Annotated in this window: 18 protein-coding genes; 4 read left to right on the top strand and 14 right to left on the bottom strand. The window is 69.9% G+C overall.

Annotated features, from left to right (window positions below; translation table 11 throughout):
* Positions 1–359: 359 nt before the first annotated feature.
* Together MKK65_RS23050 and MKK65_RS23045 are read left to right on the top strand one after the other, a co-directional pair.
* Positions 360–2,702 (top strand): TonB-dependent siderophore receptor, encoded by a 2,343-nt coding sequence (locus MKK65_RS23050; RefSeq protein WP_409565484.1) that lies wholly within the window; start codon positions 360–362, stop codon positions 2,700–2,702.
* Between the two features lie 10 nt (positions 2,703–2,712).
* Entirely contained in the window at positions 2,713–4,311 is a 1,599-nt protein-coding gene (locus tag MKK65_RS23045) for a PepSY-associated TM helix domain-containing protein (protein WP_243960357.1), read from the top strand.
* A 49-nt stretch (positions 4,312–4,360) separates the two neighbouring features.
* Here the strand turns inward: MKK65_RS23045 and MKK65_RS23040 are convergent, their stop codons facing one another.
* Entirely contained in the window at positions 4,361–4,870 is a 510-nt protein-coding gene (locus MKK65_RS23040) for a DUF3016 domain-containing protein (RefSeq protein WP_058191759.1), read from the bottom strand.
* A gap of 267 nt (positions 4,871–5,137) precedes the next feature.
* Here MKK65_RS23040 and MKK65_RS31280 point away from each other — a divergent pair, with 267 nt between their 5' ends.
* A complete protein-coding gene (locus MKK65_RS31280; protein WP_279596917.1) occupies positions 5,138–5,266 on the top strand; it encodes a hypothetical protein in 129 nt (42 codons plus the stop codon).
* Between the two features lie 14 nt (positions 5,267–5,280).
* Here the strand turns inward: MKK65_RS31280 and MKK65_RS23035 are convergent, their stop codons facing one another.
* The 7 genes from MKK65_RS23035 to MKK65_RS23005 all read right to left on the bottom strand — a co-directional run bounded on the left by MKK65_RS23035 (position 5,281) and on the right by MKK65_RS23005 (position 9,396).
* Positions 5,281–5,559 (bottom strand): hypothetical protein, encoded by a 279-nt coding sequence (locus MKK65_RS23035; protein ID WP_058191758.1) that lies wholly within the window; start codon positions 5,557–5,559, stop codon positions 5,281–5,283.
* 133 nt (positions 5,560–5,692) lie between these two features.
* Positions 5,693–5,938: a DUF6894 family protein gene (locus MKK65_RS23030; RefSeq protein ID WP_058191829.1), complete on the bottom strand. Its 246-nt coding sequence runs from the start codon at positions 5,936–5,938 to the stop codon at positions 5,693–5,695.
* Between the two features lie 453 nt (positions 5,939–6,391).
* Positions 6,392–6,850 (bottom strand): MucR family transcriptional regulator, encoded by a 459-nt coding sequence (locus MKK65_RS23025; RefSeq protein ID WP_058191757.1) that lies wholly within the window; start codon positions 6,848–6,850, stop codon positions 6,392–6,394.
* A gap of 257 nt (positions 6,851–7,107) precedes the next feature.
* A complete protein-coding gene (locus MKK65_RS23020; protein ID WP_243960355.1) occupies positions 7,108–7,761 on the bottom strand; it encodes a hypothetical protein in 654 nt (217 codons plus the stop codon).
* A gap of 29 nt (positions 7,762–7,790) precedes the next feature.
* Positions 7,791–8,174 (bottom strand): hypothetical protein, encoded by a 384-nt coding sequence (locus MKK65_RS23015; RefSeq protein ID WP_058191755.1) that lies wholly within the window; start codon positions 8,172–8,174, stop codon positions 7,791–7,793.
* A gap of 281 nt (positions 8,175–8,455) precedes the next feature.
* Positions 8,456–8,680 carry a hypothetical protein gene (locus MKK65_RS23010; RefSeq protein WP_243960354.1) on the bottom strand — a complete coding sequence of 75 codons (225 nt, stop codon included), beginning with the start codon at positions 8,678–8,680 and terminating at the stop codon, positions 8,456–8,458.
* A 104-nt stretch (positions 8,681–8,784) separates the two neighbouring features.
* Positions 8,785–9,396, bottom strand: a complete 612-nt coding sequence (locus tag MKK65_RS23005) for a PAS domain-containing protein (protein ID WP_243960353.1) — start codon at positions 9,394–9,396, stop codon at positions 8,785–8,787.
* Positions 9,397–9,575: 179 nt separating this feature from the next.
* Between MKK65_RS23005 and MKK65_RS23000 the strand changes: the two genes are divergently transcribed.
* Positions 9,576–9,842, top strand: coding sequence for a hypothetical protein (locus tag MKK65_RS23000; protein ID WP_243960352.1), 267 nt, complete (start codon positions 9,576–9,578; stop codon positions 9,840–9,842).
* 64 nt (positions 9,843–9,906) lie between these two features.
* Here MKK65_RS23000 and MKK65_RS22995 read toward each other — a convergent pair whose 3' ends face one another.
* The 6 genes from MKK65_RS22995 to MKK65_RS22970 are packed head-to-tail and all read right to left on the bottom strand — an operon-like array spanning position 9,907 to position 14,232.
* Complete coding sequence (locus tag MKK65_RS22995) at positions 9,907–10,593, bottom strand: response regulator transcription factor (RefSeq protein WP_058191751.1); 687 nt, start codon at positions 10,591–10,593, stop codon at positions 9,907–9,909.
* A gap of 10 nt (positions 10,594–10,603) precedes the next feature.
* The gene (locus MKK65_RS22990) at positions 10,604–11,140 is read right to left on the bottom strand and encodes a hypothetical protein (protein ID WP_058191750.1); all 537 of its coding nucleotides are present in this window, start codon (positions 11,138–11,140) and stop codon (positions 10,604–10,606) included.
* Positions 11,137–12,093, bottom strand: coding sequence for a cytochrome D1 domain-containing protein (locus MKK65_RS22985; RefSeq protein WP_243960351.1), 957 nt, complete (start codon positions 12,091–12,093; stop codon positions 11,137–11,139). Before MKK65_RS22985 ends, MKK65_RS22990 begins: the two co-directional genes overlap by 4 nt.
* A complete protein-coding gene (locus MKK65_RS22980; protein WP_243960350.1) occupies positions 12,090–12,623 on the bottom strand; it encodes an SRPBCC family protein in 534 nt (177 codons plus the stop codon). Before MKK65_RS22980 ends, MKK65_RS22985 begins: the two co-directional genes overlap by 4 nt.
* 2 nt (positions 12,624–12,625) lie before the next feature.
* A complete protein-coding gene (locus MKK65_RS22975) occupies positions 12,626–13,657 on the bottom strand; it encodes a vWA domain-containing protein (RefSeq protein ID WP_243960349.1) in 1,032 nt (343 codons plus the stop codon).
* Positions 13,654–14,232 (bottom strand): MxaK protein, encoded by a 579-nt coding sequence (locus MKK65_RS22970; RefSeq protein WP_243960459.1) that lies wholly within the window; start codon positions 14,230–14,232, stop codon positions 13,654–13,656. Before MKK65_RS22970 ends, MKK65_RS22975 begins: the two co-directional genes overlap by 4 nt.
* Positions 14,233–14,609: the final 377 nt, after the last annotated feature.

Here is a 14,609-nt window from a genome sequence, read left to right as displayed (position 1 = left end):
CCTCGCTTGTGTAGGTTGCATATCTTGGCCGTAACCGCGAGCCGCTGCCGCCGCGTCATCACGTCGTCGCATCTCGGCGTAGGCACCGCGATGGCGGATTCCGTCGCGTCCATACCGAGCGCGGCCCGGATACCCACAGCGTCGCGTGCACGGCTCCGGCGGCGGCGGCGCTCCTAACCCTCGGGATCATCGCTGTAAGCCCGACGCAACCTGGAATAGATCCAAGTTATATTAGAACGGCTCCACAACATAGCGGTTGCCTCGATTAATATTCTGATGCCAACACGATCACGACGGCGTGAGGCCGATGTTTTCGTGAAGAGCGTGGGCGTTTTCGCGCTCTTATTAGAGGCATTACAATGAACCGGTCCCGGGCAGAAACGACCTGGAGCGCAATCGAACGGTCGCTGGCCGGATCCCTGTCTCTCGCGTTGCTCTCGACGACTTGCGCCCTGGTCGTGCCCGGCGCCGCCCGAGCCCAGAGCGCGCCGACGACCGATATCGAGTTGTCCGAGCTGAGCGTCATGGGCGAGGGCGGCGGCCGGACCCTCAACGGCGACCTGTACGGCGCCCGCGGGGCGGTCGGCCCGGTTCCGGGCTATGTCGCCAGCCGCAGCACGGTCGGCACCAAGACCGACACGCCGATCCTGGAGACGGCGCAATCGATCTCGGTCATCGGGCGACAGCAGATCGAGGACCAGAACGCGCTGACGGTCACGCAGGCGCTGCGCTACACCCCGAGCGTCACCACCGAGCAGCGCGGCGGCGCCGGGGCGACGCGGCTGGAGCAATTCTACATCCGTGGCTTCGTCGCGCCGCTGTTCCTCGACGGGCTCGCCCTGCCCACCAACCGCGACGCGTTCCCGTCGGTCGACGCCTATCGGCTAGAGCGGATCGACATCATCAAGGGACCGGCCTCGGTCCTGTACGGGCAGTCCGGTCCGGGCGGCATCGTCAACCTGGTCTCGAAGGTCCCGCAATTCGTCCGCCACGGCGAGGTCTTCATCCAGGGCGGCGGCTTCAACGAGGTGCGCAGCGGCTTCGACGTCGGCGGCCCCATCGCCTCCGACATCCCGGGCCTGGCCGACCAGTTCGCCTACCGGGTGGTGGGGCTGGGCTGGAACGGCGACGCCCAGGCGGTGACCACCCGGGTGGAGCGGGCCTTCATCAACCCGAGCCTCACCTGGCGGCCCTCCACCGACACGTCGCTGACGATCATCGGCAACTACCAGCGCGACCCGTTCTCCGGCTTCTACGGCGGCTTCCCGGCGGTCGGCACCGTCTTCGCCCGGAATTTCGGCAGCGGACGGATCGGCCGCCTGCCGGTGGATTTCTACGACGGCGACCGCAACTTCGAGCGCTCGGACCGGACGCAGGGCTCGATCGAATACCTGTTCGACCATCGCGTCACCGACTGGCTGCGGTTCCACTCGGCCGGCCGCTATCTGCGCACGGAAGGGGATTACCGCAGCGTCTACAGCGCTTTCGCGGATGCCAACGGCCCCTTCGCCAGCGGGCCGCTGCTCGGCCGCGCCCGCATCGGCACCCGGGTCGATATCGACACCTACACCCTCGACAACAACGCCGTGGCCAATTTCGACACCGGCCCGGTGGCGCACACCGCCCTGCTCGGGGTCGATCACCGGACCTTCCGGACCTGGAGCCTCACCACGCCGTTCCCGAGCGCGCCCGACCTCAACGTGCTGGCGCCGAACTACGCCATGAACATCCCGACCCCGGCCTTCACGTCGGCGGCCAAGATCACGGCGGCTCAGACCGGCGTGTACTTCCAGGATCAGATGAAGCTCGGCGGCCTCGTCCTCACCCTGGGCGGCCGCTACGACGTGGCGCGCCAATCCGGGCCGACCCGGACGCTGGCCACCGGCGCGGTCGCGTACCAGGACGTGCCCTCCGATGCCTTCACGGGCCGGGCGAGCCTTCTCTACCTGTTCGAGAACGGCGTGGCCCCGTACGTCTCCTACAGCCAGGCATTCGAGCCGATCACCAACGGGCGCATCTTCGACACCGCCCTCGGGTCGGCCGGGCGTATCCCGGATCCGATCTCCAGCGATCAGTACGAGGCCGGGATCAAGTACCAGCCGCCGGGCACGGACATCCTGCTCACCGCCGCGGCCTTCGACATCCGCCGGTCGAACTCCCTGACGCCCGACCCGGCCAACAATGGCTTCAGCCTGCAGACCGGAGAGGTCGGGGTTCAGGGCGTCGAGTTCGAGGCCCGGGCGAGCGTGACCGAAGGGCTCAGCCTGATCGGCGGATTCTCTCTGCTGGACGCGCGCAACACCCGGGACACGAGCACGACGCAGAACGACCTGACCCGGCGGCAGGTCCCGCTCCTCGGCCGCCGCCCGGTCCAGATCCCCGACACGACAGCCTCGCTGTTCGTCGATTACCGCTTCACCGGCGGCCCGCTCCTGGGCCTCGGGCTCGGCGGCGGCGTGCGCTATCTCGGTTCGTCCTGGGGTGACCCGGCCAACACCTTCGAGGTGCCGTCGAGCCTGCTCGTCGACGCCGTAGCCTCGTACGACATGAAGCATCTCGACCCGCGCCTCGCCGGTCTCAGCGCGCAGATCAACGTCCAGAACCTGCTCGACGAGCGCTACGTCACCGGCTGCTTCAGCTATTCGAGCTGCTTCTACGGCCTGCCGCGCACGGTCTACGCCACCCTGCGCTATCGCTGGTGAGGCCAGCCTGATGCGCAACAGCTTCCGGCAGTCGATGGCGTGGCTGCACGCCTGGTCCGGCCTGATCGTCGGCTGGGTGCTGTTTTCGGTCTTCGTCACCGGAACCGCGAGCTATTACCGGCCCGAGATCTCGCGCTGGATGCGGCCGGAGCTCCACGCCGGTCCCGCGCTCGGCCCCGACGCGCTGGCGGCCTCGGTGGAGCGCGGCGTCGCCTACCTGCAGGCGCAGGCAGGTGGGGCGCGGTCGTGGTTCATCACACCACCACGCCCGGACGTGCCCCTCCTCGAGCTGTTCTGGCGGACCGGGCCGGGCCAGCCGCCGAACCGGGTGTTCCTCGACCCGGCGACCGGGGTGCCGGCCGTCCTGCGGGACACCCGCGGCGGCGACTTCCTCTACCGCTTCCATTTCGAGCTCAACATGGCGCCCCTGTGGGGCCGCTGGATCGTCGGCATCTGCGCGATGATCATGCTGGTGGCGCTGATCTCGGGGATCATCACCCATCGGCGGATTTTTGCCGACTTCTTCACCTTCCGGCGGGACAAGTCCGCCCAGCGCGGCTGGCTCGACGCCCACAACGTCACGGGCGTGCTCGCCCTGCCGTTCCACCTGATGATCACCTATACCGGGCTGGTCACCCTGTCGTTCCTGTACATGCCGTGGGGCATGAACACGGCCTATCGGGGCGACACGCAGCGTTTCTTCGCCGAGGCCGGCCAGATCACCGCGCCGCGCCCGCCGGCAGGCCAGCCCGGCACGCTGGCCCCCGTCGGCCCGATGGTGCTGCGCGCCCTGGAGACGGTCCACGAGCCCCTGGAGCGGATCTCGATCGTCAATCCGAAGGACGCGAACGCCACCGTGGTGGTGGTGTTCGAGGAGCCCCGCGGGCTCTCGCACGAGCATCCGCAGGTCGCCTTCGACGGCACCACCGGGGCCGTCGTGGAGGTCCGGGCGGGCGGGTTGAAGCCAGCGGCCAGGACCTTCACCACGATGGTCGGCCTGCACGAGGCGCATTTCGCCGGGCCGGCCCTGCGAATCCTGTTCTTCCTGTGCGGGCTTGCCGGCAGCGCCATGGTGGCCACGGGCCTGCTCCTGTGGTCGGTGGCCCGCCTGCCCAAGAAAGCCGTGACCGAGGCCGGGACCGAGGCCGGAACCGTGCCGCATCTGGGTTTGCGCCTGGTCCAGGGCCTCAACATCGCGACGATCGCCGGGCTGCCGGCGGCCATCGCGGCCTATTTCCTGGCGAACCGGATCTTGCCGGCGGGGATGCCCGACCGGGCGCTCTGGGAGATTCGCGGCTTCTTCGCCGTTTGGGTGCTGATCGCGGGGGTCGGCTTGCTGCGTCCGCAGCGCCGCGCCTGGCCCGAAGTGCTGAGTGCGGCCGCCGCCCTCTATGCAGCGGCGGCTGTCGCCGATGCCTGGCGGATGCAGCGGGCCTTCGGCGGGGGCGACCCGGTCGAACCGCTGTTCGCCGGGGTCGACCTCGTCCTGCTGAGTCTCGCGGCCCTCCTGCTCTTCGCCGCCGGCAAAGCCGCCCGCTACGACGGCACCCGGCCTTCGCGCCCGCGCAGCGCATCCCGGCAGGCCTTGAGCGGTGCCGCCGCCGAGTGACCGGTGGGACGGGTTTCGGGATTGCCGGGCGATCGCCCGGGCTTTCCCTTCAACCGCGCTCGGCCCCTGTGGGAAAGCGGCGCGCGAACCAGTCCCGCAGAAGCTGGCGCTCGTAATACAGGCCGCCGGTGGAGAAGCGCGGGTTGGACGTCAGCAGGAAGTTGATGTCCGTGACCGTGTCCTCCCCCTGCGCGACGATGCGGCCGCCCCGGCGCAGCACGTAGGCGAGGCGGATGCGCGGCGGCGTGGCGTCGGTCACGATACGGACGCCGGTCGGCGAGGCGAAGCCCGACCGGTCGAACCCGGCGAGATCGATGTCGAGCACGGTGATGTCGAGGCGCTCGTCCGGGCGAAGCCGGGTCTTGCCCAGATCGACCAGGATCCGCGTCAGCTCGGCCAGCGTCACCCGGAGCGGCTGCCCCGAGGCGAAGCGGTTCTCCGCGTCGGTGAAGCGCTCCGGCGCCGCGTAGCGGACCTGCACCTCCGCGGCGGCTGGTCCGGCCGCCATCAGTATCCCAACCAAGACGAGGCCGGCCCAGCCTGCACCGTGTTTGCGCATGTCGACCCCACTGCCTCGGCTGTCGTGATCCGCGGTTGCGGCCGTGTGTCACCGCGGCGGCCTACGGATCGCCAGGACCAGAGTGGGCGAGCCGCGCACAACAGCAAAACCCCTTGTCGGGCCTTCCGTTTCCGCGTTGCGGGCGACGATCGGATGGAGCCGCACGAATTCAGTCGCGCGCCGAAGCGTCCATAGTCTCGCCGCGTTCCGGGCGCCACCTGTCGTCACCAGCCCGCGAGGGCAGCCCTTCATGGGAGCGCGCACCGCTTGCTCAATTCTTTTCTGGCGATCCTCACCGTCATCGCGGTCCTGGCCCTCACGGCCCTGTTCAAGCTGCCGCTGCTGCCGTTCCGCCTAGCCGGTCGTCTGCTGCGGAGCCGTCCGGCGGTCGCCTGATCGGCCCACCCGGATCATCCCGCCGCGTCGATGGCGAATTCCATGCCGCGGCCCGGCCCCTGATCGGCATAGTCGATCAGCGCCAGACCGCGCTCGGCCAGCGTCTCCTCGACGATTGCGCGCTCCTTGCGCACCATCTGGCCGATTGCCAGGGGCGTGAGGCGCGGGCTCACCCGGCGCAGCTGGTCGACGCCGATGCTCGTCGGCGTGCCGTCGCTCTCGGCGATCCGGGCGAGCGCGAGGCCCAGATCCTTCGCCTTGGTCTCCGCGGCCGATTTCGGCTTGAACGCCATCTGTCTGTCTCCCTAAATTCCTAGAGCCTCGTCCCGAAAGATCGCCGCCGGCTTTCGAAAACGACGATGCGCCTCAAAAGCCAGCGCATCGCGCCGGTTCCGATATCCGGCATGCTGCGCTTGCCGCTGCGTCTCAGGCGGCCTGCACATCCACGTTCACGTCGACGAACGCCCGGATCCAGACGCGCCGCCCCTTGGCATCGTAGGCCTCGACCTGCCAACCCGACCAGTCGAACCGCTCGACCCGCTCCATCAACCCGAGGGCGACCCGCTCGGCATGGACGCGCATCTGCGCCAAGGTCGGCAGGCGTCGGCCCTTCAGGTCGATCACCAGCTCATGCCCGTCCGTGCAGTGGAAGCGATAGAGCTTCGTCGGCATCGGCCGTTCCTCGATCAATCGACAGCCCTCCACTCCGGTTCGACGCCGCGGCACCGGGACAGACAACCGGCCTGACCGGACGCCATGTTCACGATATGTTCTATGTGAGGTGGGAACGCGATGCACCTGCAACCATACGAACCGTCTGTGGAGATTCGTCTCACCCAGCCGTTGCAGTTCCTGCGCGGGCAGGCGTGCCCTGCTGTCGTGGGTAGCTAAGACGCTTCGGATCGGTCGGGGTGGCATCCCCGTCCGCACGATCGGGACGGCCGTTCCTGAAGTACGGCTCACGGATGTGCCGAACCGCGCCTGGGTCGGAATGTCTGAAGCCCCGGCTCTCCCGGAGAACCATCGCCCTGACCGTCGAAACGGGCAGGTTCCAGGTCAATCAATCTGCCCAACGGACACGCTGACGGCGGTCTACACCGCCGGCCCCACCGGGGATGAGCGCGCTCAGGCGGCTTGGCCCTTGCGCTTGGCCATGGACCCGGGCTGGCCCAGGCCGATCGCCTTGGCGAGGGCGGAGCGCTGCTCGGCGTAGCTCGGAGCGACCATGGGATAATCGGTCGGCAGACCGTAGCGCTCCCGGTAGCTCTGTGGGCTCAGGCCGTTGGCGGCCAAGTGCCGCTTGAGGGTCTTGTAGGTCTTGCCGTCGAGGAAGCTCACGATCCCGTCCGGCTGGACCGATTTGCGGATCTGGGCGGCGCTCGGCTTGTCGACGGCAGCCGGTGCAGTCGCGCCGGTCTCGACCGAAGCCGTGCCGGAGGCCAAGCCGGCGATCGCGCCGTATATCCGGGCGATCAGCGCCGGCAACTCTGTAGCCGGGACAGGATTTTTGGCGACGTAGGCAGCGACAAGATCAACCGTCAACTCGGTGAAGTTGGACGATTTCCCATAGGATGTGTCGTTCATATTCAGCCCCTCTCATCATGTGACTGCTCCTTGTTGTTTCGGGCCGACTTGCGATTCAACACGTTAAATTCGGCTTTCAACGTTATTCTGCTCGCACCAGCGGCTCCGCCGCCAGCATCGCAACATTCGGACACATCGAACGGAAAGCGGCCGGGACGCATGTCCCGGCCGCTGAAGGCGCGTTTATCGATTTTGAGGGCTGCGCTGGCCGATCCAGCGCGAACCCGTCTATGCGCTCGGTCGCGCCCCTTGACCGATCAAAGTCTCGTGGTGCCGGGATAAGACCGCACGCGGTTCCGGCCGTCCGTCGGGCCGGCGGCGACGGTTCCGGCGGCGGGGGCCGGCGCCTCCCAGCCATCTGCACGCCACGCGCTGGTCTTCTGATCGAGATCGACCGAGCCGTGCTGCTCCAGAACGTCCATCACCATCGGCACCATCGTGGTGCGCGCTTCGTCGACGCGAACGGTGACGAGCGTCCCGCCGCGGCGCACGCCCTCGCCGTAGGCATGGGCGTCGGTCTCGCTGACGCCAGCGCCGGTAAGGGCCCCGCCCAGGCCGCCCGCGGCGGCACCGATGCCGGCGCCGGTCAGGGTGGCGACGAGCCAGCCAGCCGCCACGACCGGGCCGACGCCCGGGATCGCGATCAGGCCGAGACCCGCCAGAAGGCCGGCCGCGCCGCCGACCACGGTGCCGAGCGTGGCTCCGGTGCCGGTCCCGTCCTTGGCCTTCTCCTTGGTGTCCTCGCTGACGTGGGTCCCGTCCGTACCGGTGCGACCGGCGTGGCGATCGCCCTCGTTGTTGCTGACGATGCTAATGTCACCGTGCGGAATGCCGCCGGCCTCGAGCTTGCCGACAGCCGTGCTGGCATCCTCGTACCGATCGTAGAGGGCCGTAATGGTTTGCTGAGCCATGAAAAATCTCCTTGGTGAAGGTCAGGGGATCACTGGGCCGACACGTTGCCCTTGAAATCGAGGCCGACGTTGACCTGCTTGCCGCCATGCATGGCGGTGCCGCGCCAGATGCCGTCACCGTCCTTCATGAGATTCTTGGCGTCCGCGTAGCCGGACTTCTCGAGCCGCGCGCGCGCCTCACCCTCGGTGAAGCTGTTGGCGCCCTTCTCGAGCTGGACGTTAGTATGGGCAGCGGCGCCGGTGCCGTTGGGGGTCATCTTGTCGGTGTTCGGCCGGGTGACGCTCTCCTGCCCACCGGATTGCTGGCTCGTCTTCGCGTCGGGGGCCGCCGGCGTGCCGGTCACGGTGGTCTGCGCGAAGGCGCTCGATCCAGACAGCGTGGCGACAAGAAGGGCGGCGATGGTGGTACGCATGATGGGCTCCGTCGATCATTCCGGACCCCATCAATCCCCCCGATCCATGATACGTTCCATTCAATTGGTATTTACAGACCAAGCCTTACGTTTTCTGGCCTGGATTATATTTAGTCCCGGAAAATTCATTCCTGAACATCCGCCGAATAAAAGCGGCTCTTAAAAAACATCGTTCGTTCGACCGCCGTACTCCGGAGATAGCCGGGGGCGTCCCCCCGGAGCGTATCCCGACGCCGCCTTCCGGTCGGTTCCCGCGAAGGTCGGCAGCCAGATGGGATCGGTCAGCCGGCGCCGTAGCCACCCTTGCGGTTGTCCGGCCGGGGCACGGGTGGGCGCGTATCGTAGCCGCCGCTCTCCGGCGCCGTCTCGTCCGGCGCCTCGGGGTTGCCCGGGGCATGCGGGCCGCTGCCGCCGGCAGTCGGGTCAGGCGTCTTCACCGCGCCCGCCGGCCGCCCCGGCGGCACCGTTCCAAGGGCTTCGCGTGCCGCGTCGACATCCTGTCCCATCTGATCCTCCCGGGTGGTCCGTGGAGGGCCAAGACGATAGGGCCGCGGCATGTTCCCGGATCTCGGGCGCAGGCGCCGTCGTGATCGTCCGGGATCGGGGCGGTTCAGCGCACGCGGCCGGTCCGGGCGATCGCGCGACCGAGGCTCATCAGCAGCACATCCGCGGCGGCGCGAACCTCGGCCGGCGTGTCGGCGTCGAGGGTCCGCTTCAGCGCGATGGCCAGATCGGCGGCCCGTTCCAGGGGATCGACCGGCGCCATCAGGTTGCTGAACACGTAGCGCTCGCCGCCCGGATGCTGAAGCTCGGTGATGTCGATGATGACGCCGCGGCAGCGGACCGGACGCCCATTCGGATCCTCGAACGTGCGCCCACGGCTGAGCAGCCACCGCACCGTGCCGTCCGGGGCGATGACCCGGTACTCGGCAATCACCAGGCCGCTGGTCCGCGATGCCTGTTGGATCTGCTCGATCAGCCACGCATGGTCGGCCGGATGCACCGTGGACATGGCGGCGTTGCCGCTCAACTCGGTCTCGGCCAGATCGGGATCGCCGGCGAGCAAGCGCGCCGCGCAGGCATCGTACACGACCACGTGGCGGACGATGTCCCAGTCCCAGACGCCGACCACGCACGAGTCTTCCAGTGCAGCACGGAGCTGGTCGTGCGGTTCACGGAAGCCGCCGGTCGCGTTGACCGGCGTCTTCGAGCGCTGTCCCATCGTAGCCATCCCGCTTGGTCGCGTCAGGGCGATTTGGTGCGCGAGCGTACCATTTCATCCGGGAACCTGTCGGAAATTTCATGATCGGATCGGGGGGCCTTCGCGTCGCAGGACGGTTGGAACGACAGGCCGTCGCTGCTTCGCCCGCACAACCGAACCCGAGCCGCGCAGAACCGATCATGGGTGACGATTCCAAACCGTCGCGCCCGGAGAACCGGGCCACCGCCTTCGGCAGCCCTCTGGGTGAGATCGCACGCGCGCTGGGTGTGCCGGTCTCCAGCTTCTTCGCATCGGGCACGGGCGCCACGGGACCGATGGCGGGCACCGACCCCGACGGTACCGTCCTCCTCGATCTCGTGCGCTCCTACCTGCTGCGCGTCAGCCCGGAGACGCGCAGGCGCTTCGTCGCCCATGTGCAGGCCTTGGCGGAAACCCTGCCCCGGTAGAGCGCGCAGCGCCTCGGATCACACGTCGCGATGTCTCGGATAGCGGCCGGCCCGGCCGTGCCCCTCAGGGCAGCGTCCGGGCCTGGGCCGCAGCGATCTGCATGAGCTCGGCCGTGCTGCCGACGCCGAGCTTGCAGCGCAGCGCGGCGGTGGCGTTCACGACGCTGCGGTAGTTGAGCGTCAGGATGTCGGCGATCTCGTCGTAGGATTTGCCCTTCCCGATCAGCACCAGGATCTGCATCTCGCGACTGCTCAGATTCGCCAGCGGCAGGTCGCGCGCGCCGGCATTCAGCATCGCGATCTCGATAGCGATGTCGTGGGGCAGGTAGGAGCGGCCATTGGTGACCGCCTCCAGCGCGTCCAGGAAGGACGCGGCGGGCGTATCCTTGAGCACGAAGCCCAGAGCCCCGCATTCCAGGACGCGGGCGACGATGACCGGGTCGCGATGCATGCTCAGCGCGAGGATCCGCGCCCCGGGCTCCAGCGCGCGGATCCGGCGGATCAGCGACAGGCCGGACAGGCCGTCGTCCCGGAAGCTCAGGTCGGTCACCACCACGGACGGCCGGTGGCGGTGGAACGTGCGATAGGCGCCGACGATGTCGCGCGCCTCGTGGACGCGCGCGATCCCGGCTTCCTCGGCCAGGAGCCGGAAGCCCTGGAGAACAATCGGATGGTCGTCGACGATCAGGAGGTCGCGCGGCCGGGCGGACCGCCGGGACATGGGCTCGACCCGACGCAGTGCGGCGCTCATCGGGAGGCCCTCATGGGGTTTCCCCATCGCCGGCGAGCGGCGCGAACCGGTCGGCGAGCAGCGCCAGGGCGGCGGCATGGTCGATACCGCGGGCGCGGGTGTTGAAGTAATGCTGGCACATCTCCCCATAGAGGCTCTTGTGGCGGCCGCGTCGGGCCGCGACGGTGCTGAACCCGGTCAGCAGCAGCGCGTATCGTTCCGTCTTGCCGATCTCGGCCAGCATCAGCCCGAGCTGGGCCGTGCGGTTGGCGATCATGCGCGGATCCTCGATGAAGCCGCCCTTGGCCTCCGCCAGGGCGTCCTGCATCGTCCGGACGGGTTCGGACCCGGCCGGCAGCGGGTGGCCGACCTCCCGACCGGCGAGCCACCGGCCCGGGTCGGTCCCGTCGGTGGGCGACAGCCAGGCCGGAAGCTCGCTCTCCGAGGTCCGCGCCACGACGGCCTGGCCCTCCTCGGAGCCCGGTTCCTGGGGCCGGTCGCAGGCGGCGAGCAACAAGCTGCCGAGCATCTGGCCGGCGAGGATCAGGCTGGCGAGCCGCCGCGTCATCGGCCGGCCTCCGCCGAAACCGGCGCCGTCTGGGCCGCCACGAGGGTGCGCGGCCCCTCGGGCACCGGGATCCGGCCCGTCTCCGTCCGGGCCGCGAGGTCGACCACGGAGACGTCGTCGGAGAACCAGTTTGCCACGTAGGCGAGGCCTTCGAGGATCGCCACGCCCTCGGGATAGCGGCCGACCGGCACCGTGGCGGCGACCGTGAGGGTGTCGGCATCGACGATCGAGACGGTGCCGGCATGCTGGTTAGTGACGACCACGCGCCGCCCGTCCGGGCTGACGGCGACGCCGTAGGGGCTCGCCCCGACCGGCAGCGTCGCGACGGGCTTGAGCGCACCCGCGTCGATGACGGTGAGGTCGTTGCTGCGCACGTTGGCGACGTAGACCCGGTCGCGGACCGGATCGTGGGCCAGGGCGAAGGGTCCGTCGCCGACCGGGATGCCGGCGATCCGCACCATCCGGGCGGTGTCGACCACGCCGACGCTGCGGCCCTCGCGCTCGGCCACGTAGAGCCGGCCGTTGGCGCCGAGGGTGAGCCCGGCCGGGTCGGGCCCGACCGCGACCTCGGCCTCGACCGCGCCGGTCGCCGCCGAGAGGCGCAGCACCCGGTTGCCGGACCAGTCACCGACATAGAGAAAGCGCCCATCCGGGTCCGCCGCGAGCCCGAAGGGCTGGCCGGGGACAGGCCATTGCCGTGTCGCTCCGTCGGCGGCGATCACCGTGATCGCGCGGCCGTCCGGATGACTGAGATAGAGCCGCCCTCCGGGACCGGCGGCGACCACGGCCGGGGACGGCGCCACAGCGACCTCGGCGGCGGATGCGCCGTCCGGCCGCTCGATCCGGGCGGCGCGGGCGCCCTGCTGGCTCGCGACCCAGACGGAACCCGCATCCGCCGGCCCGACGGCAAGCGCGAGACCGGCGAGCCCGAAAAGGCGCCGCGCGCGCCTCATCGCTGCGGCCCGCTCTCCAGCTTCGCCTTCAAGCCCTTGAGGCCCTCGGAGAAGTACCGGTTCATCGCCTCCTTGCCGGCGGCGTCGCTCAGATTCTCGGGCGGCTCGTTGCCGGTATCGCCCCGGTAGAAGCGGCCCATCCACTCGACCTTCGCCCCCTCGCCGTCCGGCGTCACCGTGAGGGTCGCGGAGTAGGACGAGACCGGCAAGGCGTCGAGATCGGGGTCGGACATGCGGTACGAGTAGGTCCGCTCCGCCCCCTTCCACTCGTCGAGCCCCTCGACCAGGGTGCCGCCGCGCTTCAGCGTGACCTTGCGGACGGCGCCAGCACCGTCGCCCCCTGTGGCCTCGACCTTGGCCACGTCCGGATGCCAGGCGCCGATGCCGCCGAACGGCCCGACCACCTTCCAGACCGCGTCCGGGGTCGCCCGGATGGTGATGGTCTGATCGATTTTTTGGGGGGTTGGCCCGTGAGCCAAGGCCGTGCCGGCGGCGAACAGGATGGCGAGGGTGGTGAGGACGCGACGCATGATCAGGCTTTCCGGAAACGCAAACGATGGGTGGTGGTGAACGGGGTGATGCGGCGGCCCAGCCCGCGCAGGGGCTCGGCCAGCAGGACGCCGAGCACGAGGGCGAGCGCCAGGGCGCCGAGCGCGGGGCGCGGGTCGATCCGGCCCGGCAGCGGACGCGGCGTCCCGGCCTCGATCAGGGGCCGGTCGAGCCCGCCCGGCCCGTCGAGATGCGCGTAGGCGAGGCCCGTGACCGCGGCGAGCTGCTTGAGGTGGCCCTCGCGCACCGACGAGAGGTGCTCGCTGCCCTGCGCGGCGGCGGCGCCGAACGGGGCATTGCGCGGATTGTAGCCGGCGCGGGATTCGGCATCGGCCGGTGGTGGCCCGAACCGGTTCTCCTGCTGCACGTCCGTTTCGGCGTAGAAGCCGCTCTCGCGGCCGCGATCGTCGAATTTCGGGATCGGCGACAGGCCGTTGGCGCCGGCGCCGACGATCAGGCCCCGGACCGCCCCCGGCCTGCCCTCGAAGCGCGGGACCTGCCCGGCGGGGAGCGGCGGCGTTTCCTGGCCATCGGTGACGAACAGCAGGTCCGTCCCGAGCCCGACCGCCATCTCCACCGCCCGGTAGAGGCCGGCGCTGATCCGGCTGTCGCCCTCCCAGGCCATCCGCCAGTCGAGGGCCGCCAGGGCGCCGTCGAGGGGCGCGAACTCGGCGCAGACCTCCACGGGCTCGAACAGGAGGAACGGCTTCCGTTCGGTGAACAGCGCCAGCGCGACCCGCGACCCGCAGGGCAGGTCCGCCACCAGCCGGCGCAGGGCCGCCTTGGCGATCTCCAGCCGGCTCGCCGGGCGGCCGTCGACGGCGTAGTCGCGCACGTTCATCGAGCCGGTGATGTCCACCACCGCCAGCACCGCGACGCCCGCGCGGGTCACCTTCAGGGCCGGCACCACCAGGGCGGCGATCACCAGGGCCAGGGCGAGGGCCAAGGCCTGGAAGCGGCGTCCGCGCAGGTTGCGCGCGAGCGGCAGGCCTTCCAAAATCGTTTGCCGGCTCATGGGCCACCTCGCGGTTGTCCCGGGATGTCGGTCCAGATCTGCTTCGGCTCGGCGCGCATCTCGTCGCCGCTGGCGCGATCGAATTCCGGGAAGTCGCGGATCAGCCGCGAGGCGACGTCGAGATTGAACTTCGCGTCCCAGAAATCCGGCCGGTCGCGCAGCGCCCGGCGGTAATCCTGGCGGGCCAGGGTCACCTGCGGGCCGGCCTTGTCGAGGGCGCCGCGGGTCAGGAGCCCGAAGGCCTCGCGCATCCTTGCGTTGGCGATGCGGTAGCGCGCACGGGACGCGGCGTCGGCGGCCCCCGCCCGGTCGAGGGCGGCGACCAGGGGCTCGGTCTCCTCCAGCCGCCCGTGCCCGACGAGGTACCCGATCCGCGCCACCAGGACAGGCGCCGGCGCTCCCGCGCCCACGTCGAGATCCGTGCCCGCCTCAAGCGCCGCGATGCGCCGGTTGCCCGAATCCGCCCGCCAGGCGGACACGCCGAAGCCCGCGGCCGCGAGGCCAAGCAGCACCGGCAGGGCGAGGAGGAGCCGCGGCCGAAGCCGGCCCCAGAGGCGGCGACCGGACTCACGCATGGCTGGACGCGGCACGGATGCCCTCTCGCGTGCGGGCGACCGGACTCAGGGATCGGGCTTCGGATCCTCCCCGGCTGAAAAGGTGACGAGCTCCGGAGAGGGCGGGCGCCCTCCCTCCCCCCTCTGCGGGGGAGGGTGGCCCCCGAGGCGTGTATCGTTAGCGGCTTCCGTCCGAGGTAGGAGCGACCAGCAGTCCCCACCCCTCCGCCATCGCCACTCGGCACGCCCGCGGCAGGCGAACAGCGCAGCCAGCGTCCCCCGTGGAAGCGGGCGGCGTGGCAGCGGGCCCAGGCTCATTGCGCTCCCACGCCAAAGCTGCATGCCCCCCTCAGCCTACCCGCGTTAGTAAGCGCCAGCCGCCGCACTCTCGGCAGTAG

Origin of the sequence: Methylobacterium sp. J-001, assembly GCF_022829565.1 — a bacterium.
Taxonomy (GTDB): Bacteria; Pseudomonadota; Alphaproteobacteria; order Rhizobiales; family Beijerinckiaceae; genus Methylobacterium.
The sequence above is the reverse complement of the archived record's forward strand: the minus strand, read 5'-3'. Positions and strand labels throughout refer to the sequence as shown.

Bases quoted from the DNA above. Each gene is read 5' to 3' on its own strand.
- MKK65_RS23030 (WP_058191829.1), bottom strand. From the start codon at position 5,938: ATGCCGACGAAGCTCTATCGCTTCCACTGCACGGACGGGCATGAGCTG.
- MKK65_RS22990 (WP_058191750.1), bottom strand. From the start codon at position 11,140: ATGACGCGGCGGCTCGCCAGCCTGATCCTCGCCGGCCAGATGCTCGGC.
- MKK65_RS23025 (WP_058191757.1), bottom strand. From the start codon at position 6,850: ATGAACGACACATCCTATGGGAAATCGTCCAACTTCACCGAGTTGACG.
- MKK65_RS23000 (WP_243960352.1), top strand. From the start codon at position 9,576: ATGGGTGACGATTCCAAACCGTCGCGCCCGGAGAACCGGGCCACCGCC.
- MKK65_RS23040 (WP_058191759.1), bottom strand. From the start codon at position 4,870: ATGCGCAAACACGGTGCAGGCTGGGCCGGCCTCGTCTTGGTTGGGATA.
- MKK65_RS23015 (WP_058191755.1), bottom strand. From the start codon at position 8,174: ATGCGTACCACCATCGCCGCCCTTCTTGTCGCCACGCTGTCTGGATCG.
- MKK65_RS23005 (WP_243960353.1), bottom strand. From the start codon at position 9,396: ATGGGACAGCGCTCGAAGACGCCGGTCAACGCGACCGGCGGCTTCCGT.
- MKK65_RS22995 (WP_058191751.1), bottom strand. From the start codon at position 10,593: ATGAGCGCCGCACTGCGTCGGGTCGAGCCCATGTCCCGGCGGTCCGCC.
- MKK65_RS23020 (WP_243960355.1), bottom strand. From the start codon at position 7,761: ATGGCTCAGCAAACCATTACGGCCCTCTACGATCGGTACGAGGATGCC.
- MKK65_RS22980 (WP_243960350.1), bottom strand. From the start codon at position 12,623: ATGCGTCGCGTCCTCACCACCCTCGCCATCCTGTTCGCCGCCGGCACG.
- MKK65_RS22975 (WP_243960349.1), bottom strand. From the start codon at position 13,657: ATGAGCCGGCAAACGATTTTGGAAGGCCTGCCGCTCGCGCGCAACCTG.
- MKK65_RS22985 (WP_243960351.1), bottom strand. From the start codon at position 12,093: ATGAGGCGCGCGCGGCGCCTTTTCGGGCTCGCCGGTCTCGCGCTTGCC.
- MKK65_RS23010 (WP_243960354.1), bottom strand. From the start codon at position 8,680: ATGGGACAGGATGTCGACGCGGCACGCGAAGCCCTTGGAACGGTGCCG.
- MKK65_RS22970 (WP_243960459.1), bottom strand. From the start codon at position 14,232: ATGCGTGAGTCCGGTCGCCGCCTCTGGGGCCGGCTTCGGCCGCGGCTC.
- MKK65_RS23045 (WP_243960357.1), top strand. From the start codon at position 2,713: ATGCGCAACAGCTTCCGGCAGTCGATGGCGTGGCTGCACGCCTGGTCC.
- MKK65_RS23035 (WP_058191758.1), bottom strand. From the start codon at position 5,559: ATGGCGTTCAAGCCGAAATCGGCCGCGGAGACCAAGGCGAAGGATCTG.
- MKK65_RS23050 (WP_409565484.1), top strand. From the start codon at position 360: ATGAACCGGTCCCGGGCAGAAACGACCTGGAGCGCAATCGAACGGTCG.